Raw genomic sequence first — 25,165 nt, 5'->3', positions numbered from 1 at the left:
AGCCCACAACTGCGTCGGAGCGCACGGCAAACCTTGCTCATAACCTCGCATCTGTTGAGTAGGGCGCAGAGTGTTCTGCGTCATCTCTATTTTTCGCAAGGGAGCCCGGGCGCAAGTCCGTGGCGAGGCGGCGCAATGGCTGTCCTCATCATCTCCGCAGGAGGAGCAGAATGAAGAGTTTCTTGTTTGGCCTTGGGCTGGGAATTGGATTGGGAATACTGTTCGCGCCGATGAGTGGCGAAGAAACCCGTGAGAATCTGACTGATCGTGCCAGCGATCTCGCAAATTCCGCACGCGAAAGCTACGCACAGGGCCGCGATCGACTTCAGCGCGGAGTGGAGCAGGTGAAGTCGACGGCGCGGTCCGCAATGAATCAGGCTCGCACCGGAACAGAAGGCGGTGGCATGAATCGAACTGGGACCGAGGGGATGAATCTATAAGCAGCACCACTGCTGTACGGGAAGGGTCCGCTTCCGCGGACCTTTTTCTACGTCCGCGAGTTGACTTTTGCCCTCCGGCTTCTTAGCTTGTTAGCCAGGTATGTCTACCTCTCTTTTCAACGCACAACCGTACGACGCGGCAAAGGCAAGACGTCGACGGATCGTCATCATTTCGGCCATAGTTGCTGTCATCGTTATCGCGGTCGTCCTCTGGACTAACCGGTTCTGGCCCGAAGAGCGCCATGTGAAGCAGTTTTTCGCGGATCTGCAAGCGCAGAATTTCGAGGGTGCTTACGGCGTCTGGATGAATGACGCCAATTGGAAGCAGCACCCTGAAAAGTACAAGCGCTACCCCTACCACGCTTTCTATCTTGACTGGGGGCCGGGAGGCGAGTGGGGACCAATCAAAAGCTACAAGATCGTCGCTGCACAAAAACCACGTCCGGATGCGAGCGGTGTCGTAGTGGGCGTTCGTGTAAATGAGCGCAAGAAACTCTGCTCTGTACGGGTGGAATTCAAAGACAAGACACTGGGCTTCTCACCTGATGAGATGGTCGAGTAAGTCTGAATTGTGTAAATGAAGAAGGCCCGCCGAAGCGGGCCTTTTCTTCGCCGTCAAGCTATTGTTTCTTTCCTTCAAATACAGCCTTCACCTTTTGCAGCGTCATCTCATTTTCGACGTTCACGCAAGGCTGTGCTTTGTCGATTTGTCGCAGCAGTCCAGTCAAGACCGCGCCAGGACCTGCTTCCACGAACTGCGTTGCACCTTGAGCGACGAGTGCCCGCATCGAAGACTCCCATTGCACAGCACCAGTCACCTGCCGGATCAGCGTATCGCGCGCTTTTTCGCCGTTGCATACCGGTGCCGACTCGACATTGCACATCACGGGCACCTGCGGATCATTAAACTTCAATTCCTTCAGGTCTCCAGCGAGACGATCTTGCGCGGGCTGCATCAGTGGGCAATGGAAGGGAGCACTTACGGGAAGCATCACCGCACGCTTCGCGCCTTTTTGCTTGCAAAGCTCAGCTGCTTTCTCGACCGCCGCTTTCGATCCACTAATTACGATCTGTCCCGGCGAATTGATGTTTGCCGGCACACATACCTGGTCTGGAAACTGCGTCAGAGCTTCGCTGCAAGCCTCGCGAATCTGCTCAAGGCTCAAAGCCAAAATCGCAGCCATTGCGCCGACACCAACAGGCACGGCCTCTTGCATATACTTGCCGCGATTGCGAACCGTCCTTACCGCATCGGCAAACGAGATCGTCCCAGCAGCGACGTGCGCCGAATACTCTCCCAGCGAGTGCCCTGCTACGAAACTAGGCGCGATCCCATCTTCAGCAAGCACGCGCATGGCGGCAACCGAGACAGTGAGGATTGCCGGTTGCGTGATCTCCGTCATGCGGAGTTTTTCATCCGGTCCTTCAAAGCAAAGCTTCGTGAGGGAATAACCAAGAGCCTCGTCGGCCTCTTCAAACGTTCGGCGTGCAACAAGGTGATTGAAGGCAAGGTCCTTGCCCATGCCGGTGACTTGTGAGCCCTGGCCCGGAAATAAGAATGCAAGTCCAGCAATACGAGGTGCCACAGGATTCGCCATCATTGGCTCCGTGCAAAAGTCTGGTAACGGATGGCTACGGCAAGTGTGGTTCAGCAGCAGCTGAATGCCAGAACTCCGGCGCTCATCCGGGAAATGTCACGGCCGCTGCCGTGCTCATAAAACGAGCGCCAAGCCTAAGCTGGCGCTTGCTCAATACTAAACCTTCTCGGCAGCAGCGATGCGCTCTCGCGCGGCGCGAATCTGATCCTCGATTGTCTGGTTCAGACCGGACTGCGCAAACTCTTTGGCTACGCGAATCGCGTTCTTGATGGCCGTGCCGTTGGAAGATCCATGGCTCACAATTGCCACACCCTTTAGTCCCAACAGCGGCGCACCACCGTACTCCGAGTAGTCGAGTCGCTTGCGGAAATCCTTGAACGCCTCACGTGCGAGCAGGTATCCGATCTGACGCGTCATCGAAGCCTGCAAGGATTCTTTGAGAATCGCCCGAACCGCCTCAACGAGCCCTTCACTGACTTTTAGAGCCACGTTGCCAACAAAACCGTCGCAAACCACGACATCGGCACGCCCGTTGTAGAGGTCTCGTCCTTCCACGTTACCCATGAAATTCAGTGGCAAGGATTTGATCAACTGAAAGGCGTCACGCGTCAGATCGTTGCCTTTGGTCTCTTCCTCTCCCACCGAAAGCAATCCGACTCGCGGATGACTTGCCGTCGGGAAACGCCCATTGAAGATGGTGCGGAAGTAGATTTCGCCCATAATGGCGAATTGCTGCAGATTTTGCGGCTTGCAATCGACATTGGCGCCCACGTCAAGCATGATCGTCGCCGTCTTGGCCGCCGTGGGAAACACGGTAGCCAAAGCAGGTCGATCCACGCCGGGAATCACGCCTAGTACAAGCTTGGCCGTGACCATAGCAGCGCCAGTGTTGCCGGCAGAAACAAACCCGCTGGCCACGCCCTCTTTAACAAGGCGCAGTCCCACCCTCATCGAGGAGTCGCGCTTCTGCTTGACGGCATGCGCAGCCTTTTCGTCCATGCCGATGAACTCCGAGGCATGGACGACCTCAATAGGCAGGTTTCGGGCTTCAGGATATTGGGCCATTTCGGCCTTCACTACTTCCTGTTGCCCTACCAGAATTACTCGAACGTCACAGTGCTTGGCTGCAAGTATCGCACCCTCGATTTCTGGCTTCGGGGCGCGGTCTGCACCCATGGCATCGACCGCGATGGTGATTGACATCGTCCGCTAAGGGAGGCCTACTTGGCCTGTTCAACCTCAACGATTTCGCGACCCTTGTAGTGGCCGCATTTCGAGCAAGCACGATGCGGAAGCTTGGCTTCGTGACAGTTGGGGCACTCGCTGACGGAGCGGGCGGTGAGATGGTCGTGGGCGCGACGGAGGGCCGTGCGCTGCTTGGAGTGTCGCCGTTTAGGATTTGCCATGATCGACTACCTTTCAATTTCCATGCGGCCACAAAACCGGGCCGCGAACTCTAAGCGCCACTTGGGCGCTAGTGCAATTTCTTCTTCAACTCGCCGAGTGCCGCCCAACGGGGATCGGGTTTGCTTTGCTCGCAATCGCAAACCTTTTCGTTCAGATTCGCTCCGCAAACGGGGCACAAGCCTTTGCAATCATAACGGCAAAGTGTCTTGATCGGCACTGCCAGCAGAATTTGCTCCCGGAGAGAGTCTTCCAACTCCATTCCGTCGCCTTTGTAGAACCCGATCTCGGTGTCTGCCTCATGGATTGCCACTTCTTCCGAGCCTTTTTCTGACTCCAATGGGCGATACAAAAGATCAAACGCGCGTGACACGGGAATCTCCACCGGGTCTAGACAGCGGGCGCAACTTACTTCAATCCGTCCGTCCAGCTTACCTACCACGCGGATGTCGTCAATTGACTCATGGCCGCCGTGGTGTTCGCGAATCAATTCGGCGCGACCCTCGGTGTGAAGCGATCCAACCTGGCGCACTTCCTGACCGTAATCGATCTCTCCGGGCTGGAAATCAACATCGAATTCCAGTTTCCGAACTTCCAGGTCTTGAACACGAATCTTCATGATGCCACATGCTCCCGAAGCCCTACCCAGCCAGTGGCCAACAACCGCTTTGCTTGTAAGCGAGTGAGACACAGGAAATTCGCCAGCTCGCCAAACGAGCTCGCAATTCCCTTACTCCTGGCGGGAAACACTCCTCAGGACAGATTTCAAGGATAAAGGTCGACACAGCGCGGTGTCAAACAATCCAACCGTCTCCACACGCTGCACTGTGCTGTTTAGATGAACGCAATCTAAGCTGTCGTACTCGGCTTTGCAACAACACCCTTAGGGGCCTTCACGACAATGGTTTCCGCTATGCGGTCATGAACGCACTGACGATTATGGTGAATGAAAAACTGGACAAATCCGAACCCGCCTTCCAGAGCCGAAGCCCCATAACCCAGCCCCCGCTCTACAGCCTGCCACAGAGAGATTTTCTTGGCTTTCAACGAAACCACTCGAATCCCCATCACTCGTTTGCCAAGGGTAAGGCCATTTGAGCGCCAGAGCGACAAGCTCCCGTAGACCACAATCCAGGCAAGATCCTCCAACTTCTTTATATCGAAACTGACGCGAATCACTGGCGGAAGATGCTTATGCTTCAGCGTCAAATAGTGCCACGTAACCTCAAGTGGGATGACGATTGCCAGAACCAGCAGAAAATCTATGGCCAACGCCAAAGCTCGCTGCCAGAACTCGGCCAGCGGCACTCCCTCAAGTGCAATCGCGCATGCCGTCTCGTGAGGATCATAGTTTCTGTGTCGCTTGAATGCCTCTAGAAGTCCCATACGTCCATCATAACCAGCCTCGCACATGGCCAAATGCTTCGGGACTGGAACAGCGGCTTTGGGTACCCGAGTCTCATCGCTTCGTGGGCACCGAGTGTCTGCCTGTGCCCCTGCCATCCCCGCCGGGCGCATACAAATAGGAGAGCTCGGCCATTTTTGCCAGCAATTCTCCCATCGCGGCCACATCGTCCATGCCACGCGCCGGAGTAAGGTTCGCATAAGCGGCGAAGATCAATCGGTGTCCGTTTTCCGCGTCAATGTATCCCACCAATCCCTTACCAAGTACCACGACTCCTCCTAGTGAGTTAGGAAGGACGTACGACCCGGTCTTTGCATGAACGTGGCCTGCGGCGGCGGAATCCGCGAGTACGTCCTCCAGCGTCCCATCGCGCCCCAGCACAGGAAGCGCATCGAAGAACGCTTTCGCATACGGCTGACGCGACATATAGGCCAGGTAATGCACCATGAAGTCGGGCGAGAAAGCTGTTCCAATACCACCCTCCCCATCCAGTTGCGAGACAGATTCGGGATGCAGTCCTGCTTCGCTCAGAAATCGCCTTTCCAGTGCCATACCTCTCTCAAACGCGTGCTCAGAGTCGTGTCCAACAATCGAGCCGAGCAAATAGGGCGCGGTGGCCGCATGCAAGTTCTGACTCACCTTCAACGTGAGTTTCACCTCTTCCCTGAACGGAGGCGAGACATGCTCGACCAGAAAAGTTCTCTTCGTATCCGGACTGGAATGGGGATTCTCGCCTTCATGGTTCTCGGGTTCTTCGAGCACAATCTTTGCCCAGCGCAGCGATTCGCGAAACCCTCGCGTTGCAAATGTCACAGGATCCTTGACCTTGTAAGCTGCCTGCGACTTCTCGCCCCCCGCAGGAACGCTTCCTTCGAGAATGACTACATGTGAGCCATCCTGCTCAGTCGAATCTGACGTGAACTGCAGTACCGGACCAGAATCGGGTTTACCAGTTTTTACCTTGTTGATTACTCGCAAGTATCCGATATCAGGAGAAACGGTGAGTGACACAACGCCTCCGACCGTTGCAGCCGGAGTGGCGCTTACGTCAACGACATTGTCATTGAAGATGATGGGAGAGATTGCAGTGCGAGTGCCGGGCTCAACCCGGTCTGAAGAAAACAATGACGTATCCACCACAACATTGCCGCGGATCCGCCAGATCCCTTTCATCAGCACCCCGGACGCGAGTTCTTTGAAGACCCTCAGCGGCTCTCCATACACCGAACGTCCAGGTAGTAGGCCCGCGTATGCGTGGTCACTCGATGTGAAATCCAGCGTGTCGTCAGACTTCACGCGTCCGGAAAGATTCGGATCGCCACTGGCGACCAGCATCAGGTCGCCTTCAAGCGTGCCGTCTTCGGCGATTTTGCCTGTGTAGTAGACGCGAGTATGGAATCGGTAATTCGTCCCAAGCAGGGATAATGCCGCGCCTTCAGTGACCAGCTTCGCCGTGGATCCTGAATTGAACAGTTTGTCTTCGTTGATCGCGACCAGAGTCTTTTGTGCGGTCAAGTCGTAAACTTCCACTCCCACTGTCGAATGTTTCAAGAGTGGGCTAGAGGCGACCTGACGGATTCGCTCGACAAGCGAGGAGTTCTGGGCGGTGACTGCACTGGCTGTGAGCAGAAAGACTACGGCGATTACGAGTTTCCGCAAACGTTTCTCCCGTAAGTACCTGCACAGAGTACTGGCAGAGACGCCACACACAAAATGCCCCAGGTAACCGGCGAGCGGCACCTGGGGTGTTCATTCAAAGATTCCGATAGCTATGCAGCTTTGCTGGCCGAACCAAATGCAGGCTCATCAGCAGACGGCCCGTACATACCCGGAACGGCAATGTTCATCAGGCGCAAATACATTCCAAGCTGAGCGCGGTGGTGGATCATGTGATTCATGACAAAGCTGCGCAGCACAGCGATACGCGGCATGGTCATCACTGTCTTGCCTTCCCATTTCATGCTCCAATTGCGCATGAAATCCTCGTCGCTGGCATTCGCGATGGAGGCGCGTGCTTCAGAGACATACTTATCAAACTGATCGAGCATTTCCTTTCGGCTGCTCGGCACAAAAGGCTGGTACTTGCCGGGATCCAGTTCCAGCACCTCTAAGTTCATCGTGAATGTAGTCCAATTCGGCAGGTCAGCAACGTGTCCTGCGAGTTGATTCAATTTCCAGGACTTCGCGTGGGGTTGGAATTCGAGCCGATCCTCAGGAACGGCTTCGAGCATCTTGCGCGTGTTTGCCATTTCCTGATCAAACTCGGGCACAAGCATGTCATGAATAGCCATGTGACACTCCAGTCGCAGTTGCGGTTGACCAGAGCAGTGATCCAGAAACTCTCGGAGCGGTTGCCCGTCACCATAGGCTTTTTCGAAGGTGGCCGGAAAAGGGAAAAGGGCTGGCACGTGGCCAGCCCTTTATTTCTGATCGGATCAGGTCTTACCAGATCGTCAACTTCGCCTTGTCCACCCACTCGTGGTATCCGCTACCAGTGGCATTGACATCAAGCTGCCACTGCACGCCGACATTGCTGCTCCATCCGAGGTACTTCGCGGGCTGAGTCTGGTTCAGGTTGTACACCTTCCCGTCAACCACGAGCGTCTTGTAGGTGTAATTGTGATTCGTGTGATTCGTCGTCATGTACCACTGGATGTGGTGCCACGCTCCGGTCGAGAACTTCGCACAAGGGATCGTGGTGTGCAGCCATTTTCCCGTGTATTCGTTCCAGGTGTCCCATACGCCCGCGCCGTAGTTGCATTGCGTGCCGATCATGTAGTTGTAGCCGTTCACGAACTGGAAGGCGTCATATTCGAGCGATTGAGCAGCCCTGGTGGAGTTCGCATCGAGGTACACATAGAAGTCCCACAGGAAGTTCGTGGCATAGTCGTTGGAGCCCAGCTTCTTGTACCAGAGAGCGTTGCCCCACACACCGTCGTGGTAGAGCTGCATGCTATTGCCGTCCATCGAGGGGGAGCTCTGGTTGAACGCCTGCCAGTACGCACCCGATCCGCTGCCGCCAGCACAGGCGGTTGAGTTGCAAGCTCCCCATCCACTGCTCATCTGATCGATGTTGGTGAAGACCTTGGCGGTGGACGGAGGAGTCGGCAGTCCAGTTGTAGAACCGGATCCGGAAGTCGGCGCCGTTGTCGTGGTCGATCCAACAGTGACCGTTACGGTCTTATCGCCATACGCACCGGACTTATCCCAGGCGCGAATCACGAGGGTGTGCGTTCCCTGAGTCGCAGCGATGCTGGTGCTAATCGATGACGTAGCTGAACCGACGTAGGCGTCCTTGCTATCCAGATAGACGTGCCAGCCAGTGATCCCGTAAGAGCTGGAAGCAGTGGCGGCAACTTTGATGGGGGCAGAAACGGTAGCGTACGACGTAGGAGCAGAAACCGAAACCGATACAGAAGCAAAAGCAGAGGCGGTCAAAAGGCAAAGCGCGCCGAGCAGGGTTTTCATTCACAGAACCTCAGTAGTGGAATCCGCTGTCTCCCAACCTCGAACTCGCCGGTGAGCAGCGGCTGACAGAAACCACTATCAAGCAGCAGCGCCGGATTGTATGTGGGCCTAAACTCTTAGGGTTTTTAGGATTACCTCCGTAGAGAATCTAGGGTATCCAGAGTACCCCTCCTAGGATTTCGATGTGAGTTGCTGGTGTGAGTTGATCGCGAACTGGGGCCAGAGTTCCTCAACCTTGCAGATTTGCGGGTAAGCTCTGGCCCTGCATCAGCTTGGAACGACTTTTTACGCCAGAGTAGATCGTCTATGTTCCTGTCCTTTGTGTTTGAAGCCGGCAAGTGTTGCCAAGTCGGTATCTAGGTGTCCTTAGGAGTGTTCTCTGGAAAACTTGCGAGGAACAATGATTCGCGCGGGGCATTCAGGGTTGCAGAGTCTGCTGGCTACCCATCCCACTGTGCCAGAGCTTACAATCGCTTGTTGTGCCTCGCGCTGCCCGTAGCGGCTATTCTGTCGGGCAATTCTTTCCGCGATGGCTTTAGGAAGCACTCATGGCACCGATTACAACAATCGAACACCTTGGCCAATTCGAAGGCCAGGATGTTACGTTGCGCGGCTGGCTCTACAATCTGCGCGAAAGTGGTAAGTTGCTCTTCCCCATCTTCCGTGATGGCACCGGCCTGGTGCAGGGCGTCATGGCCAAGAACGCGGTAAGCCCCGAAATTTTCGAAACAGTAAAAGGGCTGACCCAGGAATCCAGCGTGATTGTCCATGGCAAGGTCCGCGCCGATAAACGTGCCCCTGGCGGCTATGAACTCGACTTGGCCGCTGTGGAAGTAGTTCAGAAGGTGCCAGAGGACACACCATACCCGATTTCGCTCAAGGAACATGGTGTCGAGTTCCTGATGGAGCACCGCCACCTCTGGCTGCGTTCGCCTCGCCAAGTAGCCATCCTGCGCATCCGGTCCGAGATCGAGCGCGCAATGCATGATTTCTTCTATTCGCGCGATTTCGTTCGTACCGATCCGCCCATCCTGACTCCGGCGGCGTGCGAAGGAACCAGCACGTTGTTCCCCGTGGATTATTTCGATGAGCAGGCGTATCTAACGCAATCCGGCCAGCTTTATATCGAAGCCACGGCGATGGCACTTGGAAAGGTTTATAGCTTCGGCCCAACCTTCCGCGCCGAAAAGTCCAAGACCCGCCGCCACCTCACCGAATTCTGGATGGTGGAACCTGAAGTCGCATACGCCACGCTGGACGACATTATGAAGTTGGCCGAGGACTTCATCTCCTTCATCGTGAAGCGAGTCCTTGAGAACCGCCGCAATGAGCTCACGGTGATTGGCCGCGACATCTCCGCGCTGGAAAAGATCGAAGCTCCGTTCCCTCGTCTCTCCTACGACGACGCCGTCAAGATGCTGAACGAAGGATATGCCAAAGGCGAGTTGGAACTTAAGTTCGAGTATGGAAACGACTTCGGCTCTCCTGACGAGACTTACCTCTCTTCCAAGTTCGATCGACCGGTAATGGTCCATCGCTATCCTTCGGCAGTAAAGGCGTTCTACATGGAGCCCGATCCGCAAGATCTGACGAAAGCCCTTTGTGTCGACGTCCTTGCGCCCGAAGGTTACGGCGAAGTCATTGGCGGATCGCAACGCATGGGCTCCTATGAACGCCTGCTAGCGCGCATCAAGGAACACGAACTGCCAGAGGATGCCTTCCAGTGGTATCTCGATCTGCGCAAGTTCGGCGGAGTGCCTCACTCCGGCTTCGGCATGGGGCTGGAGCGCGCTGTAGCTTGGATTTGTAAGCTTGATCACGTGCGCGAAACCATTCCGTTCCCGCGCACATTGCATCGCATGTATCCGTAATCGTTTGCTGTTCTGAGCAAGTTGAAAACTTGAGCGGCACGTCCGCTCTATCAAAGAAGGTAGCCGGGGGCTTCGGCCCCTGGCACAACAATCGGATCCTATATGGTTAGCATCCCTGCATCGTTCCCAGACGTTATCAAGAAGAAGATTCGTGTCATCGGTGTGCCGCTCGACCTCGGACAGCAGCGCCGTGGTGTCGATATGGGCCCCTCCGCCGTGCGTGTCGCAGGATTAAAGGCGAAACTTGAATCGCTCGGCCACGAAATTGAAGATTGCGGCAACGTGAATGTGACGCTTCCAGAGCAGAAAAACTTTGGAGACGCCCACGCCCGCTATCTCCGCGAGATTACCGGCACGTGCACGAAGCTTGCCGAAGAAGTTCTCCATGCTCTTGAGGAAGAGCGCACTCCACTGTCAATTGGCGGAGACCATTCCATTGCAGCCGGATCTGTAAGCGGTGTCGCCGAATACTATCGCCGCGAAGGCCAGCACATTGGCTTGATCTGGATCGACGCTCATTCCGACATCAACACGCCTGAAACTTCGCCTTCCGGCAACGTCCACGGTATGCCTCTCGGCGCACTCATGGGTCTCGATGGCCTTGATCCTCTCGGCAAGCTCTTTGACTGGACACCGAAGGTCCGTCCCGAAAATTGCGTACTCGTAGGAATTCGCGACGTGGACATGGCCGAGAAGGAAAACATCCGGAAGACAGGTATTCAGGTCTTCACCATGCGCGACATCGATGAGCGCGGTATGCGCACCGTGATGGAAGAGGCTCTGCGATTAGCCGGACGCGGCACAGTTGGCTACCACATCTCGCTCGACATGGATTGGGTTGATCCCGAGGATGCTCCCGGCGTCGGCACTCGAGTCCCCGGTGGCGCGACCTATCGCGAAGCCCACCTCGCTATGGAAATCATCGCCGACCACGGACGCATGACCTCTCTCGATATCGTGGAGGTCAACCCTGTGATCGACGAATACAATCGTACGGCTGAACTCGCCGTGGAGCTCGCAAGTTCGGCATTTGGAAAGAAGATTCTTTAATCGGCGCATCCCGTCGACTCAGTAGCCGAGCCGTTCAGGTCACAGGGCTGCGTCTATAATCGACGCAGTAGCCCAAGGAAGCTCCAGGTTTATGACATCGAAAAAACTCCGTGTTGGTGTGCTTTTTGGCGGACGGAGCGGCGAGCATGAAGTTTCGCTGCTCTCAGCCGCATCCGTCATGCAGGCAATTGATCGCACAAAGTACGAAGTGGTGCCCATTGGCATCACCAAGCAGGGTCTCTGGCTCACCGATTCAAACGCTGAACAGTTGATCAAGGGTGAGTTCGTCGCGGGCAGCGAAAAGAACCTGCGCGCGGGTGATCCTGCTGCGACCTCTTCAGCCGCCGTGCTTTCCAAGGGAGAAGCCGTTCTGGTTCCTCCAATGCCTTCCGCCAACTCGCTAGTGCCATTCGAGACTCCTCGCACCGCAGATGGGCCCCGTCCTGTTTCGGTGGATGTCATATTCCCGGTACTGCACGGCACCTTTGGCGAAGACGGCACACTCCAGGGTTTACTCGAACTCGCCGACATCGCCTATGTAGGTTCCGGGGTTCTCGGTTCTGCGGCTGGCATGGACAAAGATGTGATGAAACGCCTGTTCTGCGATGCTCGCCTGCCACTGGTAAAGCACCTGACCGTGCTGCGCTCCGAATGGGAACGCACCCCCAAGCAAATCGAAAAGGCTGTTGATTCCCAGCTCAAGTACCCCGTGTTCGTAAAACCTGCAAACCTTGGCAGTTCTGTCGGAATCAGCAAGGTCCACGATGCTAACGAGCTTCCGGCAGCAATGAATGAAGCTGCGCGTTTCGATCGCAAAATCATCATCGAGCAGGGAGTTGGAGGCAAGCGCAACAAAGCCCGCGAAATCGAATGCGCAGTCTTGGGCAACGACGAACCAATCGCGTCCATTTGCGGAGAGATTGTTCCAGCCAAAGAGTTCTATGACTACGATGCCAAGTACATCGATGCTGGCTCCGAACTTCTGATTCCTGCGAAGCTTGACCACACCCAAGTTCGCCAGATTCAGGACATGTCGATTCGCGCCTTCAAAGCTTGCGACTGCTCGGGTCTCGCCCGCGTCGATTTCCTGATGGATCCCATCACAAATCACTTCTACCTCAACGAGGTGAACACCCTGCCGGGATTCACATCCATCAGCATGTACCCCAAGCTCTGGGCCGCTTCTGGAATCGAGTATTCCGACCTGATTGATCGCCTCATCCAGCTTGCGTTGGAGCGACACGCAGATAAGAAGCGTAATCAGTACACGAAGGATTAGCTGGCAACCGTGCCGCTTGAATCACGTTCTCAGAAAAGCAATGCCGCCGGGATTCGGAACTTTCGGCGGCATTTCTGCGTACTTTTTTCCTGCTGGGCCACCGCGGGCCCGTTGCCAAGGATGCCACGATGAAGATAAAGCTTTTCTGCCTCTTCGCCCTGATGCTTACCGCTTCGTTCACCTGCGCCGAAGAATGGAAGCGCGATTTCACCGTCGGCGCCCATTCGCAACTTCGTGTGCAGACCAATGACGCTCGGATCGAGGTTCGCGGCAACCAGGGAAATACGATCTCGGCCCGAGTCGTTGCCGATGGCTATCACATCGGCCCCGGAGAGTTAGCGGTCATCGCGCAGCAGAGCGGCGATTCTGTCTTACTGCAAGTCAAAATCCCGAACCGGCATCTCAGCTTTACGTTTGGCGTAAAATCCGTTCGCATCGAAGTTACCGTTCCGACCAATACTGCTCTGGATCTATCATCCTCTGACGGTTCGCTACACGTTAATGGCGTCAAGGGCGACGCACGACTGGTCACTTCTGATGGCCCGATCCGCGTCGAGAACTTTGATGGCAATCTTCGCGCCCGCACCTCAGACGGCGCTATCGACGTTGCAGGACGCTTCGATCAGGTCGATCTCACCACTAGCGACGGCCACATCTCCGCGAGCATCTGGAAGGGCTCGCACATGAACGGAAACTGGAACATCCGAACATCTGACGGCTCGATCAATGTCGGACTTCCCTCCGATTTTGCAGCCTACCTCGATGCTTGGACGAGCGACAGCCATATCGATCTGCAACTTCCGGTCGAAGTGACAGGCAGGATGGAGAAGAACAGGATTCGTGGCAAACTCCATGGTGGCGGACCGACCTTGCAAGTTCACACCTCTGACGGATCCATCACTTTACGGGCAATTTGATTCACTGTAACTGGAAATCCTGAGCCATTGTGCTCAGTTGCGTTTTCGCTTCGTCTCTCTATAGACTGACTAACCAGTTAGTTAGTTGTTATGCCGCAACCCAAGACAAAACAAGTTCAGGTACGAGTTCGCAACGCTGCTTCTACCCGCAGTTCGATACTCGAGCATGCTATTGCCGAGTTCGCCTTGCGTGGGGTCGCCGGAGCGCGAACCGCAGCTATCGCTGAAGCCGCTGGCGTCAACAAAGCTCTGCTCTACTACTATTTCAAAGACAAACAGAGCCTGTATTCAGCCGCACTGCATGAAGTATTCAGCGGATTTCTTGGCGACGCGTTGCCGATACTTAACAGCTCTCTAGATCCAGGCGAGAAGCTACTTCGTTTTGCGCGGCTTCACTTCGAATACCTGGTCCAGAATCCGAATTATCCGCGGTTCATTCAGCAGGAGTTGTCGCGCGTGCGTGATTCCGGAGAGGTCTCAGCCGATTTTCGAGAGATTGGCGCGTCGCACTTCATTCCTCTGCAACAGGCCGGCATGAAGGTCGTGCACGAGGGAATATCTCGCGGCCAGTTTCGCAAGGCGGCAAGTACTGCGATTTTGCGAACGATGATCGGCCTGAACGTTTTCTACTTCACGTCTGCACCGATTATGCGCATTGTGAGCGGGCTTGATGCGTTCTCAGAGGAGGGCATTCGTATGCACATTTCCACTTCGCTGGACTTCATCGCGGCTGCGTTATTCAAAGATCGCAGCATCGGTGTACGCATGGCAAAGAAGATAGCCGCTGCTCCCGAAACATTGCCGCGCGAACATCGTCGATCTCGCTCGAAGTCGGGCAAGTAGTTAGTTCTCCTTCGTTATCCGGGACCTTGATGGAAGGAATTGTTTTGCTATGAACCCTAAGTACCGCGTCTTTTTCATGCTTGGCATCGTGTTCCTGCTGTCGCTCGCGTTTTATTTCTATTCGACACGCGGCGGCTCCGACCTTGTTCTCATTGGGACAGTGGATGCCAATCAGGTGATTGTCAGTAGCAAGGTGGCTGGACGCATCGAACACCTGCTCGTTGACGAAGGCCAATCGGTAAAGCAGGGCCAAGTGATTGCGCAGATCGATAATCAGGATCTTGCTGCCGAACGCGATGCCGCCCGCGCCACTGTTGCAAGTCTTCGCTCGCAGGTTCGTCAGAGCAGTGCGACATATGCGAGCACCCACGGCGAGACCGATGCGCAGCTGAAGAACGCCATGGCTGCTTTACTCTCGGCCCAGGCCGCGCTAGAAGAAAGTCAAGCCGTTGCACATCAGCAAGCGCTCGACACAAAGCGCATTGTGACGCTGGCGCAGCAAGGTGTTGCGAGCCAGCAGGAGCGAGATCGAGCCGAACAGACACTTGCAGCCAATGAAGCACGTGTGCGTGCCAATCGCGAGCAGGTCAATGCCGCGCAAGCAACGGTAAACACCATGCGTGCGCGGATAAACCAGGCGGCCGCCGCTCACAGCAACGTCGCCGCAACCGAAGGCCAAATGAACTCCGCCAACGCGAAGCTCACGGAAGCTGAGGTTCGCATCGACTACACGCGCGTAACTTCGCCTGTGAATGGAACTATTAGCGTCCGAGCTGCGCGTGAAGGCGAGGTCGTAAGTGTCGGCGCGCCGATCGTTACCATCGTCGACCTGACCCAGACCTGGGTTTACGCCGCAGTCCCTGAAACGCAGGCACAGGTTGTGAAACTCGGAGATACGCTCGACGTCCGCATGCCAGGCGGAGAGCGCGTTCCGGGCAAGATCATCGCCAAGGCCGCCGAAGCCGACTTCGCCACTGAGCGCGATTACAGCCGCACTAAGCGCGACATTCGCACAGTGCGGTTGAAGTTGCTCATCGATAACCCGCGTGAAACCTACGTTCCCGGAATGACTGCCGAGGTCCTTCTGCCGAAGCGTCTTCTCAACGGCAAGTAGCGGAGTTGGAATGAACATCCTCAGTCGCACAAAAGGTCATCACGCCGGACACGAAGGACAGGCAATCGCCGTCGAAAACATCGTCAAGAAGTATGGCGATTTTGAGGCCGTGAAGGGCGTGACATTCGATGTAAAAGATGGCGAGATTTTTGGCCTGCTCGGGCCAAATGGTGCAGGCAAGAGCACGCTAATCCGCATGATGACCACCCTCATCCCCATCACCAGCGGCAAGGCTTTCATCGCCGGATACGACGTAAGCGAGAACGCTGATGCCGCACGTCGAATGATGGGCGTCATCCCGCAGGCGATGACTAGCGACATCGACCTGACTATCGCCGAGAACATGCAGATCTACGCCAAGCTCTACGGAGTTCCACGTTCCGAGCGCGAGCGCAACATCGACGAACTGCTCGAGGCCGTCGATCTCACGCAGTGGAGAGATGCGCAGGTGAAAACGCTCTCCGGCGGTATGCGTCGGCGAGCGGAGATCGCGCGCGGACTCGTGCACAATCCACGCATCTTCTTCCTCGACGAGCCGACCACAGGCCTCGATCCCGTCTCGCGCGTCGCCGTATGGGAGATGCTCAACAAACTCAAGAGCCGTCGCCAGCTCACCATACTCATCACCACGCATTACATGGACGAAGCCGATCGCCTTTGCGATCGCATCGCGATCGTCGACCACGGTAAGCTCGTTGCGCTCGACACGCCAATGACGCTGAAGTCCAGCGTTCCTGGGAGCAATGTGGTGGAGGCGCAGTTTGTGGGGGTGCCGGAGGGATGGGTGGAGAGGCTGCGCACCCTACCCGGGGTGCAGAGTGTGCAGGAAGAGGGGGGCGACATGTATCGAGTGCTGACCACCACCGGGACTCAGACTACGACAGCGCTGGTGGAGATGGCCGTGCGCGCCAAGGTGGAGATCAAGACCCTCAGTGTGCAGAACACCTCGCTCGACGATGTATTCGTGCACTACACCGGCCGCCAGCTCCGCGATGAGCAGGTGAAGGCCTTCGGCTTCATGATGCCGCCGCGTCCGGGGATGCAGCCATGACCAGGATGCTAGCCATTATCGAGCGGGAGATGCGTAAGTTCTTCCGTTCCCCAACGCTGATGGTCACGGCCATGATCTTCCCGCTGATCCAGCTCATAATCCTTGGCAACGCCTTCGGCGGCAAGATCCGTGACGCGCGCGTGGCCATTGTGGATGAGGACCATGGCACGCAGGCCGTTCGCATTCAGGAGGCGTTCCGCTCGGTGCAGGCCAACGTGCGCACGTTCGTCATGGTTCCGTATACCGACGAAGTACGGGCAAGGGAAGATGTGCGGCAGGGGCGGCTCGAAGGTGCGCTCATCATCCCTTCGCAGTTCTCTCGCCGCTACTACGCGGGGGAGAATCCTCAGCTAGGCATGGTGGTGGATAACAGCGACCAGTTCATGGCCAACTCCCTGCAATCCAAGATGCAGGAGCTGGTGGCCTCGCTCAACCTGCCCGAAGCCACAGCCAAGCGCATCCCGAGCGAGGTGGCGCTCGACGTAGTGGAACTCTATCCCTATGTTGAGTACCTGAAGTACCTGTTGCCCGGCTCGATCACGCTGGCCATGTTTGTCTCGGTCATGATCGGCGGAGGCATGCTGTACATCGACGACAAGGCGAGGGGCGTGCACGAGGGCTATCTCGTAACGCCGATCACGGCGATGGAGATGGTGCTGGGGCTGAACCTGGCTGGCGCGATCAAGGCGGTGCTCGCTGGATGCACATTGACTGTATTGGGCTCCCTGATCGCGGGACTTGGTGCATCATTCCATCCCGATCGCATGCTTCAGTGGTTCCTGCTGATCTGTGCCACGTCCTTCGCCTTCAATGGCATGATGTTCCTGCTTATGGTGCGGGTGGAAGATCCGCTGGTGCCACGCGCCATGTTCGGCATCCTCAACACGCTGCTCTACTTCCCAAGCGGCGCGATCTATCCGGTGCAGGCTTTCCCGAAGTGGCTGCGCGTGATCTCCTACGTCGATCCCTTCAGCTTCGCCGTGCATGGGCTCAAGGCTACGCTGCTGAAAGATGCTTCGTGGGCAGCGGTGTCGCAGGACATCATCTACCTGACGCTGTTCGGGTTCATCAGTCTCGCGATCGCCGTGCCTCTATTCAAGCGCACGTTGTAGGGGATTTCTGCATCTTGTCTCTGAGGCAAGCAGGTTGAGGGAGGACGAGTGAGAAGGCTTCTGCTAGGTGGAGTTCTGCTGTTCTGCGCAGCGGCCGTGGCCGAGAACGGCAAGGCTGCGGCGAACGACAGCCTAAAGCCGTTCGTGGGCACATGGCGACTGGTCTCCTCAACCGAGGTTCTGCCGGACGGCACGACGCGGCCTTATGGATTTGGTCCGCACGCGCAGGGATATCTGATGTACGACGCAACCGGACACGTCTGCGCGCAGGTGGTCGATCCCGACCGCCCGAAGTGGGTCGATGCGGAACATCCGACGCCGCTGGAGGTGAAGACTGCCTTCGATGGATTCGGCGGGTATTGCGGCACGTACACGGTGGATGAGAAAGCTCACGTCGCCGCACACATTCCCGAAGTCTCGCTCGATCCGAACCAGGTTGGCGAGCCTAAGCCACGCAACTATCGCTTCGAGGACAGCAAACTCATCTACAGCGGCACGGAGAAGCTAAGTCCTGTGGGCGAAAGCCACTGGACGATGGTGTGGGAGAAGGTTAAGTAGCGGCGCTCAACGCGGCTTGCGTGCTTCATCCGTCAACCGCTGCCACACTTCGCGCACTCGCTTTTCGGCTGCCGCTTTGTCTCCACTGTTGTCGATGACGTAGTCGGCCAGCTTGGCCTTTTCCGACTCGGGCATCTGCGCAGCCATGCGCTTGAGGACCTCTTCCCGCGCCGCGTCCGGCGACGCTCCAGTACGCTCGGCGAAGCGCTCGATCTTCTGCTCCAGGCTACAGGTCACGACAATGAGTCGGTCGTAGCGCGAGAGGCCTCCGGCCTCGATGAGCAATGCGGCCTCGCAGATGGCAACGCCTTCAGGATCGGTTGCGGCGACGTCGCTCATCCAGTTGTCCTCGAAAGCCAGCACGCGCGGATGGACGATGGCATTCAACTCGGCGATGCGATTGGGGAAAGCCGCAGCGGCGAGCTTCGGTCGCGATATGGTGCCGTCCAGCGCGAGAATCTCCTCGCCGAATGCCGCGACGATCGCGTCGAACATCGGTTCGCCGGGATTCATGAGGCGATGCGCAACGTTGTCGGCGCGCAAGGTGTGCGCTCCAAGCTCGGCAAACATCGCCAGAATCGTTGTTTTCCCGCAGGCTATTCCGCCTGTCAAGCCGACCTTCAACATGCGATCAGTTTCAGCTTTTTGGAGCAGGGGTGCAAGCCAGACCCCCTCCCCCCTATATTTCCGTGCAAAAAGTCGGAAACAAAGGAGTTACACGACAAATATATGCCGAAATCCCCCTAAGTTCAGAGTAACAAAGTTGGGGTGGCGATCCCCTCAGTGGGGGCGGAAAGTATATTTGCGTTGGTTTGTGTGAGTTGGAAGGATTGGAGGGTTTTCAGGGGGGTTGACAGGGTGCTCGAAGCCATCAGTCCCAGAGTTGGAAATGCGCCAACTCTGGGCCACCCGCCCTTGCTCCGTGCCACGAACTGCCCCACACAAGCAAATGAAGCTGGGCCACCCCGCCGTGGGCCATCCGCCGGCGGTCGCGCTATCGATCTGGGCAGAGAAGTATCGCCTCAAAGGCCCTGTTGCGTTCTATCTTAAGCCGGAGTTCATGATTCAGTCCTTCGTTGCAACTAGTCGCCCAGGTTTCATCTTGTCCGCTGTCCGTTAGCCCAAAATTTATCCGCTGAATGCACCGAGTTCTTCTATCTTCGGTTGACAGATACACAAATGCCCCAGGGTCTCCTTTCTGGAAGGCGGCGATATGAAGGATAGCCCGCTGACCCTTCGTGCAAAACTGGCCAAAGTCCTTCCTAGAGGCCGAAACGACCAATGGAACCAGAGGCCTGTTTGCCGCTAACTGAGAACGGTCTAAATCCCTGCTCGCAATTGGCAATTTGAATCGTGCAGTCAACGTTATATCGAAAACATCCTTAGTCGAAGCACACCGAAAAGAGGGAAAACCGGGCCCAATTCTCCCCGACGCCCTATCGAAAACATAGTAGCGCTCCAGCACAGGAACACTTACCAGGATACGTTTGTCTTCTACTTTGATTTCAATCTCAGTTTCCTGCCCGCTCTTCCCTGCAAGGTCGGTAAATAGGTTTGTCCCGCGCGCGCTGTTGCATTCACCCGGATTCCAGAACGCGTCCCACAAAATAGCCTTGCGTAAGAGTGACTCAAGTTGCTGACTCTCTACCGTGGAAAGTTTGCCCTGGGCCTCGGCTCCAGTCGGAACAAAAAGAAGAACCGCCATTAAAACACGAATTAACAAATGACGAATCATCATTGTGCTATTTCACCCCCCAAAACGTATTTCCCGACCCAGGAATCTTTCGCAAGGGCACGTATTGATCCCCGGGGTTCCAGCCATCTGCGGCCTGAGCGAGTGAAGAACCACCGAACGGATCATGAGCACCGCCGGAAATGAACTGGGCGGGTGGCCCAGAGTTGGCGTTTTCCCAACCCTGGGGCTGTTTGCATCTCATCGAACGTTTGCTTGTCTCGCACGCGCCGTCCACTCCGATTCGATTTGGACTCCAATATTCACACCGCTCCAGTAATGTCTGAAACTGCTCCATTGCCATTCATCGGCTGATGAGCACAGTCGGCGCTTCACCGGATTGCGATGAATGTATCGCAACTTCTGCGAGAACTCATCAAAATCTCTCATGTAGCGGTCGTAGTATCGTGCCTGCCAGAAGGCAGTGTCGGGGGCATTCTGTTTGTTCAATGTGCATCGGGCCACGCGTGCAGATGCGCTCTTCATCGATTGCAATGCTTGCGCCAGCGTGCCGCGTTCCGGTTCGCTCAAAAGGAGGTGGACATGCTCGGGCATGAGAACGAAGCCGTAGATTCGCAGGCCATATCGCTTGCGAGTGTTCTCTAGCGCGTTCAACACTACGGCACAGGCGTGCGGGTTGGTCAGGTATGCTCTGCGTCGATAGCAAGTGAAAGTGATGAAGTGCGAGTGTCCCGTCTGCTGCAATCGCACTAGGCCCGTGTGCATGCAGTAACGCTAGATCGAATTTTGAATGAAATCTGTGATGGAGACGACAGCGGGATGTGTGCTTGCGGATTGCAAGTTGCCGATCTGAGCAGGCAGCTCGATGCAATCAGCCCCAGAGTTGGAAATTCGCCAACTCTGGGCCACCCTCGGGGAGTAAGTGATGAGCAGTTAAGTGGGCCATCAGTGGTTCTTCATCCTTTCACAATGAACAGTAGGCCTGCTGCAAGAAGTGTCAGTTCGATGATGAGGACGAAGATACGCTCTGGTATGCGATCCACAATCCGCTTTCCTGCCAATGACCCTCCTACCATGATTGGTCCAAGCGCCAGGCCAGCCAATACGGCGTGTGTAGGAAGGATGGCAGACTGTTTGTACGCCGCAAGTTTGGCAATGTGCATCACGACCGTTGCTAAGGCTTCTGTTCCGATGTATGCGCCCTTTACAAGACCGTAGGCGAGAAACAATGGAGCCATTAAAGGCCCAATGCTCCCTAGAAGGGCGGATAAGAAGCTAGCTACCGCTCCAATCGCGGCGAACGCTTTTAGTGGTGGCTTCCATCCGGCGCCTGACCGAATATGCCGCCATACGACTGTCAGAATCAGGAACACGCCCAAGACTCTGACTAGTGCTGCAAGGGGAGCACGAGCAAACAGCATTCCGCCGATGATGGCGGTGGGCACTCCGCCCAAAGCAAACCAACCCACGACTTTCCAGTCAAGCTGTCGACGGTTGAACCACACTCTGCTTGCATTACCAATGAGTTGTGCGACAGTGAGGATCGGAATGGCTTCTCGAGCACCGAACACCAGCACAAGCATCGGGAGCAGCACAGCGGCTCCGCCGAAACCTGTTACTGCGGCCAACATCGCAGCAACGAAGGCCACCGCACCAAGCGCCAGTAACCGAACTGCCTCGGTCATTGCCTCCTACCTCGTCGAGTGGAATAGAAGCGGGCTTGGATGGGCACGCGCCAAGTTCACCAGTTCCAATGCCGAATCGCATTATCGAAGAGCTCAGAGCTTTTTTGCATCGACCTGTAGCCCCAGAGTTGGAAACTCGCCAACTCTGGGCCACCCTGAGTTCGGCTATATGGTCAACGTTTTTGCCCGGACCTTTTTGTACTGGTCGAGGATGTAGTTGTCGGTCATGCCGGCGATGTAGTCGCAGATGACGCGGGCGTGCGATTCAGACTGCATTTGGCGCTGGTAGCTGGAAGGTAGATCGAGCGGGTGCTCCATCCAGTAGCGGAACAGGTCGTGAACGACGCGCTCTCCGTCGGCCTTTTGCGGCCGCAGGCTCTCGCTGTGGTAGAGGTTGCGGTAGAGGAACTCTTTGCACTGCGCACGCTCTTGATCGGTCGCGGGGCTGAAGGCGGCAAGGCGCTCGGGGTGCTGGCGTACGTCCTCGACAGTATTGATTCCGGCGGTTGCGATGCGCGCGCGGCTGTTATCGATGAGATCGGTAACGAGGTGGTTCAACATGCGCTTCAAGGCTTCGTTGAACTTGAGCATGTCGCGGACGGCGGTGTATTCGCGCTCGATCTCGCAATAATAGCGGTCAAAGATCGAGACTTCGCGGCGAATGTCGTCGAGTTTAAGCAGGCGGGCTTCGTAGCCGTCGTCGAGGTCGGCGGTGTTGTAGGCGATTTCGTCGGTGTGGTCGATGAGCTGGGCTTCGAGCGGAGGCCGTTGGTCGAGCAGGTATTCGGCGAGCTCGGGATAGTCGGCAGGCGCGTAGTCGTGCGAGTGCTTGATGATGCCTTCGCGAACTTCGAAGGTGAGGTTGAGTCCGGGATGCGCAGCGTAGCGCTGCTCGAACTGCTCGACGATGCGGAGAGCGTGCAGGTTGTGGTCGAAGCGCTCGCCATACTCGCGCATGGCAAGATCGAGGGAGCGTTCGCCGGAGTGTCCGAAGGGCGGGTGCCCGATGTCGTGCACGAGCGCGAGGGCCTCGACGAGTCCTTCATTGAGGTGGAGCGCCGAGGCGATGGTGCGCGAAATTTGCGCGACCTCGATGGTATGAGTCAGACGGGTGCGGAAGTGATCGGACCGCCGATTGGTGAAGACCTGGGTTTTGTTCTCTAGACGACGGAAGGCGCGCGCGTGGATGATGCGATCGCGGTCGCGCTGGAAGTCATCGCGATAAGGATGCGGCGGCTCGGGATAGCGGCGTCCCAACGAGGACTCGACCCGCACTGCATAGGAGGCGAGCATGCAGGCAAGTGTAGCACTGCGGGGAAAGATTGGCGGAGAGGTGGGATGTGTGACAAGCCAAAAGAGGGCTTGAATGGGCCACCCTCACAGTGCGGATGGCTTGAATGCAAAAAGAAAAGCCGCCAGTGGAACTGGCGGCTGATTCATTGCGCTTGCGCGTGATTACTTACTGGCGCTTTCCTGCTGCTTCGCGAGTTTGACCTTGGCGCCGTCGAGTTTCTTCTGAACCTTGGCGACGTCCTCGGGTTCGACTTCAGCGGAGACAGTGCGCTTCCACTCCTGCAACGAACGCTCCCACTGGGTGGCGGCAAGTCTCAGGCGATTGGTCTTCTGATATACATCGCCGAGGTGCTCGTGCACGGTCGGATCGTTGTCGATGCGATCGATGGCTTTGCGCAGGGCGGATTCGGCAAGGTCATACTTACCCATCTTGAAGTGGACCCAACCCAGCGAGTCGAGGTAGGCACCGTTCTGTGGATCGAGCGCGACGGCGCGGCGGATGAGCGAAAGCGCTTCTTCGAGTCGCGTGCCACGGTCGGCCAGCATGTAGCCAAGATAGTTGAGCGCGGCGGCGTTCTTTGGATCGTCGGCCAGCACTTTGCGGAAGTAGCTTTCGGCTTCGTCGTACTTCTTCTGCCGCTCGTAAACCGAACCGGCGATGAAGTTCACGTAGTTCTTTTCCTCAGGCTTGGTTGAAAGCTCGAGAGCCTTGGCCAGCGCCTTCTCTGCTTCGGAATAGCGGCGGAGGCGGCTGTTCATCTGTGCCAGGGTGATCCAGACTTCGCGGTCATCGGACTGATTGCCGTTGAACATCGTCTTTACACGGGCAATCGCTGCATCGCCTTCCCCATTGTCGGCTTCCTGCCCGGCGAGAACCATCTGCAAGCCGCGATCTTTTGGAAGCCGCTTCACGGCTTCGCGGGCGGTGGCGGTTGCGGCAGGCCAGTTCTTGGCGTCGCGATAGGTCTCGATAATCTGCTGGAATCCGCGGGTGGCCGACTCGTCACCGAGGTCGAGCATCTTGCGGAAAGTGTCCACGGCCTGTTGCGTCTTGTTTTGGTCGCGGTAGATGGTGCCGAGCCGCTCAATGAAGATTGCGCGGTTGTTGCGCTCCGAAGGCGAATAGATGCCGTTGGACTTCTCACTACGGGCGAGGAGATCTTCGAGGCCGCGAGCGGCTTCGTCAAACTTGCCGAGGGATTCCTGGATCACTGCGCGGTTGTAGTCGATTTCCATCGAATCCTGCGCAATGGCCTGGGCCTTGTTCAGGGTTTCGAGAGCCTTCTCAAACTGACCATCGCGACGGTAGATCTCGGAAATGTGTAGAAGTGTTTGCGCGTCCTGAGGATCAGCCTCGGCAATGGTCTTGTACTGCTCAAGTGCCGCTTCGGTCTGATTGTCATTCAGCAGGTTCTGCGCAAGTCCGCGAACCGCATCCAGATTATCCTTATCGAGATCGACTGCCTTGCGATAGGCCGCAATGGCATTCTTGTAATCCTTCTTCTGCTCGTACGTATAGCCCAAAACCGAGTAAACGCGCGGTGAGCGGTCAGTCTCGGGAACAGAGTTCAGGATCTGCAGAGCGCGATTCGAATCCCCCTCTTCGTTATATAGAAGCGCCAGGGTGGTAACGGCGTCTTCGGAGGAGGGCTGCAAGTTTACGGCAGTGCGGAACTCAGATTCGGCCTTGGCGGTTTCGTTGTTCAGGCGATACAGGCGGCCGAGCAGCAGGTGATCCTCAATGCTCTTGGGATCAAGGCGCACGATCTGCTCATATTGCTCAATCGCGAGATGCAGAACCGTTTCGGTGTCGCTCTGGGTGCCGCTCTGAAGATCACCGATGGAGCGCAGGTAGATGCGACCGAGCAAGCGTCGGGCGTCGATGTTGTCAGGATCGCGATTGATGACGTCCTGCGCCTCAACGACGGCCTCACGAATGTCTCCGGTGCGGGCGTAGAGCTCGGCCAGCGCTGAGGCAAGATAAGGCGAACTCGGATCGGCTTTGAGAGCGGCCTTGTACTCCTCTACGGCCTTCGAGGCATATTCCGCCCGGCCAGTGACAGCTACCATCTCCTCGTACATGTGTCCGAGCTGGAAATGGTAGTAGGCGTCGGCGCGATTGGGCTGCGGCTTGGCCGGAGTTTCCGATTTTCCTTCGGGCTTTGCTGCTGTTTGCGCAGACTTGCCGGAAGGCTCGGTCGGTTGCGATGCGCTCGCAGGCTGTTGAGCAAAAGCTACTAGCGAAGATCCCAAAAGGGCTGTAAGGAGCGAGCTGCGAAAAATTCTCATGTTCACCAAGCCAATGGTACTTGGATGCTCGGAGACTTACTACCGAAGCATTTTCTATTCTAGGCCAATAAATAGTACAGAATACCCATTACCTA

The 25,165-nt window shown here is 56.5% G+C and carries 25 protein-coding genes; 11 read left to right on the top strand and 14 right to left on the bottom strand.

Annotation, left to right across the window (positions count from 1 at the left end; translation table 11 throughout):
- Nucleotides 1-170: 170 nt before the first annotated feature.
- Together AC6IZD_RS20070 and AC6IZD_RS20065 are read left to right on the top strand one after the other, a co-directional pair.
- Nucleotides 171-440: a YtxH domain-containing protein gene (locus AC6IZD_RS20070; RefSeq protein WP_497785567.1), complete on the top strand. Its 270-nt coding sequence runs from the start codon at nt 171-173 to the stop codon at nt 438-440.
- Nucleotides 441-540: 100 nt separating this feature from the next.
- Complete coding sequence (locus AC6IZD_RS20065; protein WP_497785565.1) at nt 541-1,002, top strand: hypothetical protein; 462 nt, start codon at nt 541-543, stop codon at nt 1,000-1,002.
- A 58-nt stretch (nt 1,003-1,060) separates the two neighbouring features.
- On the opposite strand, the gene fabD is transcribed toward AC6IZD_RS20065, so the two are convergent.
- From fabD to AC6IZD_RS20025, 8 genes are all read right to left on the bottom strand, one after another.
- Nucleotides 1,061-2,026 carry an ACP S-malonyltransferase gene (fabD, locus tag AC6IZD_RS20060; protein WP_497785564.1) on the bottom strand — a complete coding sequence of 322 codons (966 nt, stop codon included), beginning with the start codon at nt 2,024-2,026 and terminating at the stop codon, nt 1,061-1,063.
- A gap of 168 nt (nt 2,027-2,194) precedes the next feature.
- Nucleotides 2,195-3,241 (bottom strand): phosphate acyltransferase PlsX, encoded by a 1,047-nt coding sequence (plsX, locus tag AC6IZD_RS20055; RefSeq protein WP_497785563.1) that lies wholly within the window; start codon nt 3,239-3,241, stop codon nt 2,195-2,197.
- A gap of 17 nt (nt 3,242-3,258) precedes the next feature.
- Complete coding sequence (rpmF, locus tag AC6IZD_RS20050) at nt 3,259-3,444, bottom strand: 50S ribosomal protein L32 (RefSeq protein ID WP_497785562.1); 186 nt, start codon at nt 3,442-3,444, stop codon at nt 3,259-3,261.
- 68 nt (nt 3,445-3,512) lie between these two features.
- The gene (locus AC6IZD_RS20045) at nt 3,513-4,061 is read right to left on the bottom strand and encodes a YceD family protein (RefSeq protein WP_497785561.1); all 549 of its coding nucleotides are present in this window, start codon (nt 4,059-4,061) and stop codon (nt 3,513-3,515) included.
- Between the two features lie 230 nt (nt 4,062-4,291).
- Complete coding sequence (locus AC6IZD_RS20040; protein ID WP_497785560.1) at nt 4,292-4,828, bottom strand: RDD family protein; 537 nt, start codon at nt 4,826-4,828, stop codon at nt 4,292-4,294.
- A 73-nt stretch (nt 4,829-4,901) separates the two neighbouring features.
- Nucleotides 4,902-6,506, bottom strand: a complete 1,605-nt coding sequence (gene dacB / locus AC6IZD_RS20035; RefSeq protein ID WP_497785559.1) for a D-alanyl-D-alanine carboxypeptidase/D-alanyl-D-alanine endopeptidase — start codon at nt 6,504-6,506, stop codon at nt 4,902-4,904.
- Between the two features lie 110 nt (nt 6,507-6,616).
- Nucleotides 6,617-7,138 carry a DinB family protein gene (locus tag AC6IZD_RS20030; RefSeq protein WP_497785557.1) on the bottom strand — a complete coding sequence of 174 codons (522 nt, stop codon included), beginning with the start codon at nt 7,136-7,138 and terminating at the stop codon, nt 6,617-6,619.
- Nucleotides 7,139-7,289: 151 nt separating this feature from the next.
- Complete coding sequence (locus AC6IZD_RS20025) at nt 7,290-8,315, bottom strand: hypothetical protein (protein ID WP_497785556.1); 1,026 nt, start codon at nt 8,313-8,315, stop codon at nt 7,290-7,292.
- A gap of 548 nt (nt 8,316-8,863) precedes the next feature.
- Here AC6IZD_RS20025 and asnS point away from each other — a divergent pair.
- The 9 genes from asnS to AC6IZD_RS19980 all read left to right on the top strand — a co-directional run bounded on the left by asnS (nt 8,864) and on the right by AC6IZD_RS19980 (nt 18,110).
- Nucleotides 8,864-10,186 (top strand): asparagine--tRNA ligase, encoded by a 1,323-nt coding sequence (asnS, locus tag AC6IZD_RS20020; RefSeq protein WP_497785554.1) that lies wholly within the window; start codon nt 8,864-8,866, stop codon nt 10,184-10,186.
- Between the two features lie 102 nt (nt 10,187-10,288).
- Nucleotides 10,289-11,236, top strand: coding sequence for an arginase (gene rocF, locus AC6IZD_RS20015; protein WP_497785553.1), 948 nt, complete (start codon nt 10,289-10,291; stop codon nt 11,234-11,236).
- A 91-nt stretch (nt 11,237-11,327) separates the two neighbouring features.
- Nucleotides 11,328-12,515, top strand: a complete 1,188-nt coding sequence (locus tag AC6IZD_RS20010; protein ID WP_497785552.1) for a D-alanine--D-alanine ligase family protein — start codon at nt 11,328-11,330, stop codon at nt 12,513-12,515.
- 128 nt (nt 12,516-12,643) lie between these two features.
- Nucleotides 12,644-13,432 carry a DUF4097 family beta strand repeat-containing protein gene (locus AC6IZD_RS20005; RefSeq protein WP_497785551.1) on the top strand — a complete coding sequence of 263 codons (789 nt, stop codon included), beginning with the start codon at nt 12,644-12,646 and terminating at the stop codon, nt 13,430-13,432.
- Nucleotides 13,433-13,522: 90 nt separating this feature from the next.
- Nucleotides 13,523-14,275: a TetR/AcrR family transcriptional regulator gene (locus tag AC6IZD_RS20000; RefSeq protein WP_497785549.1), complete on the top strand. Its 753-nt coding sequence runs from the start codon at nt 13,523-13,525 to the stop codon at nt 14,273-14,275.
- A 49-nt stretch (nt 14,276-14,324) separates the two neighbouring features.
- Nucleotides 14,325-15,389 carry an HlyD family secretion protein gene (locus tag AC6IZD_RS19995; protein ID WP_497785548.1) on the top strand — a complete coding sequence of 355 codons (1,065 nt, stop codon included), beginning with the start codon at nt 14,325-14,327 and terminating at the stop codon, nt 15,387-15,389.
- A gap of 10 nt (nt 15,390-15,399) precedes the next feature.
- Nucleotides 15,400-16,440, top strand: coding sequence for an ATP-binding cassette domain-containing protein (locus AC6IZD_RS19990; RefSeq protein ID WP_497785546.1), 1,041 nt, complete (start codon nt 15,400-15,402; stop codon nt 16,438-16,440).
- A complete protein-coding gene (locus tag AC6IZD_RS19985) occupies nt 16,437-17,552 on the top strand; it encodes an ABC transporter permease (protein ID WP_497785544.1) in 1,116 nt (371 codons plus the stop codon). The genes AC6IZD_RS19990 and AC6IZD_RS19985 overlap by 4 nt, the downstream gene beginning before the upstream one ends.
- 48 nt (nt 17,553-17,600) lie before the next feature.
- Nucleotides 17,601-18,110: a lipocalin-like domain-containing protein gene (locus AC6IZD_RS19980; protein WP_497785543.1), complete on the top strand. Its 510-nt coding sequence runs from the start codon at nt 17,601-17,603 to the stop codon at nt 18,108-18,110.
- 6 nt (nt 18,111-18,116) lie between these two features.
- Here AC6IZD_RS19980 and coaE read toward each other — a convergent pair whose 3' ends face one another.
- The 6 genes from coaE to AC6IZD_RS19950 form a co-directional block, all read right to left on the bottom strand.
- Nucleotides 18,117-18,737 carry a dephospho-CoA kinase gene (coaE, locus tag AC6IZD_RS19975; protein WP_497785542.1) on the bottom strand — a complete coding sequence of 207 codons (621 nt, stop codon included), beginning with the start codon at nt 18,735-18,737 and terminating at the stop codon, nt 18,117-18,119.
- A gap of 367 nt (nt 18,738-19,104) precedes the next feature.
- Complete coding sequence (locus tag AC6IZD_RS19970) at nt 19,105-19,848, bottom strand: hypothetical protein (RefSeq protein ID WP_497785541.1); 744 nt, start codon at nt 19,846-19,848, stop codon at nt 19,105-19,107.
- A gap of 195 nt (nt 19,849-20,043) precedes the next feature.
- Nucleotides 20,044-20,568, bottom strand: a complete 525-nt coding sequence (locus AC6IZD_RS19965; RefSeq protein ID WP_497785539.1) for an REP-associated tyrosine transposase — start codon at nt 20,566-20,568, stop codon at nt 20,044-20,046.
- Between the two features lie 191 nt (nt 20,569-20,759).
- Nucleotides 20,760-21,488: a sulfite exporter TauE/SafE family protein gene (locus AC6IZD_RS19960; RefSeq protein WP_497785537.1), complete on the bottom strand. Its 729-nt coding sequence runs from the start codon at nt 21,486-21,488 to the stop codon at nt 20,760-20,762.
- 165 nt (nt 21,489-21,653) lie between these two features.
- Complete coding sequence (locus AC6IZD_RS19955) at nt 21,654-22,781, bottom strand: deoxyguanosinetriphosphate triphosphohydrolase (protein ID WP_497785535.1); 1,128 nt, start codon at nt 22,779-22,781, stop codon at nt 21,654-21,656.
- Nucleotides 22,782-22,943: 162 nt separating this feature from the next.
- A complete protein-coding gene (locus AC6IZD_RS19950) occupies nt 22,944-25,070 on the bottom strand; it encodes a tetratricopeptide repeat protein (RefSeq protein WP_497785534.1) in 2,127 nt (708 codons plus the stop codon).
- Nucleotides 25,071-25,165 lie beyond the last annotated feature (95 nt).

This window comes from Koromonas humicola (assembly GCF_059726255.1).
Note: the sequence above shows the minus strand (reverse complement) of the source record. Positions and strands in the feature narration are given on the sequence as shown.

Excerpts from the sequence above, each read along its gene's own strand:
- AC6IZD_RS20070 (WP_497785567.1), top strand. The coding sequence starts at position 171 with ATGAAGAGTTTCTTGTTTGGCCTTGGGCTGGGAATTGGATTGGGAATA.
- AC6IZD_RS20065 (WP_497785565.1), top strand. The coding sequence starts at position 541 with ATGTCTACCTCTCTTTTCAACGCACAACCGTACGACGCGGCAAAGGCA.
- plsX (WP_497785563.1), bottom strand. The coding sequence starts at position 3,241 with ATGTCAATCACCATCGCGGTCGATGCCATGGGTGCAGACCGCGCCCCG.
- rpmF (WP_497785562.1), bottom strand. The coding sequence starts at position 3,444 with ATGGCAAATCCTAAACGGCGACACTCCAAGCAGCGCACGGCCCTCCGT.
- AC6IZD_RS20045 (WP_497785561.1), bottom strand. The coding sequence starts at position 4,061 with ATGAAGATTCGTGTTCAAGACCTGGAAGTTCGGAAACTGGAATTCGAT.
- AC6IZD_RS20040 (WP_497785560.1), bottom strand. The coding sequence starts at position 4,828 with ATGGGACTTCTAGAGGCATTCAAGCGACACAGAAACTATGATCCTCAC.
- AC6IZD_RS20030 (WP_497785557.1), bottom strand. The coding sequence starts at position 7,138 with ATGGCTATTCATGACATGCTTGTGCCCGAGTTTGATCAGGAAATGGCA.
- AC6IZD_RS20025 (WP_497785556.1), bottom strand. The coding sequence starts at position 8,315 with ATGAAAACCCTGCTCGGCGCGCTTTGCCTTTTGACCGCCTCTGCTTTT.
- asnS (WP_497785554.1), top strand. The coding sequence starts at position 8,864 with ATGGCACCGATTACAACAATCGAACACCTTGGCCAATTCGAAGGCCAG.
- rocF (WP_497785553.1), top strand. The coding sequence starts at position 10,289 with ATGGTTAGCATCCCTGCATCGTTCCCAGACGTTATCAAGAAGAAGATT.
- AC6IZD_RS20010 (WP_497785552.1), top strand. The coding sequence starts at position 11,328 with ATGACATCGAAAAAACTCCGTGTTGGTGTGCTTTTTGGCGGACGGAGC.
- AC6IZD_RS20005 (WP_497785551.1), top strand. The coding sequence starts at position 12,644 with ATGAAGATAAAGCTTTTCTGCCTCTTCGCCCTGATGCTTACCGCTTCG.
- AC6IZD_RS20000 (WP_497785549.1), top strand. The coding sequence starts at position 13,523 with ATGCCGCAACCCAAGACAAAACAAGTTCAGGTACGAGTTCGCAACGCT.
- AC6IZD_RS19995 (WP_497785548.1), top strand. The coding sequence starts at position 14,325 with ATGAACCCTAAGTACCGCGTCTTTTTCATGCTTGGCATCGTGTTCCTG.
- AC6IZD_RS19990 (WP_497785546.1), top strand. The coding sequence starts at position 15,400 with ATGAACATCCTCAGTCGCACAAAAGGTCATCACGCCGGACACGAAGGA.
- AC6IZD_RS19985 (WP_497785544.1), top strand. The coding sequence starts at position 16,437 with ATGACCAGGATGCTAGCCATTATCGAGCGGGAGATGCGTAAGTTCTTC.
- coaE (WP_497785542.1), bottom strand. The coding sequence starts at position 18,737 with ATGTTGAAGGTCGGCTTGACAGGCGGAATAGCCTGCGGGAAAACAACG.
- AC6IZD_RS19970 (WP_497785541.1), bottom strand. The coding sequence starts at position 19,848 with ATGATGATTCGTCATTTGTTAATTCGTGTTTTAATGGCGGTTCTTCTT.
- AC6IZD_RS19965 (WP_497785539.1), bottom strand. The coding sequence starts at position 20,568 with ATGCACACGGGCCTAGTGCGATTGCAGCAGACGGGACACTCGCACTTC.
- AC6IZD_RS19960 (WP_497785537.1), bottom strand. The coding sequence starts at position 21,488 with ATGACCGAGGCAGTTCGGTTACTGGCGCTTGGTGCGGTGGCCTTCGTT.
- AC6IZD_RS19955 (WP_497785535.1), bottom strand. The coding sequence starts at position 22,781 with ATGCTCGCCTCCTATGCAGTGCGGGTCGAGTCCTCGTTGGGACGCCGC.
- AC6IZD_RS19950 (WP_497785534.1), bottom strand. The coding sequence starts at position 25,070 with ATGAGAATTTTTCGCAGCTCGCTCCTTACAGCCCTTTTGGGATCTTCG.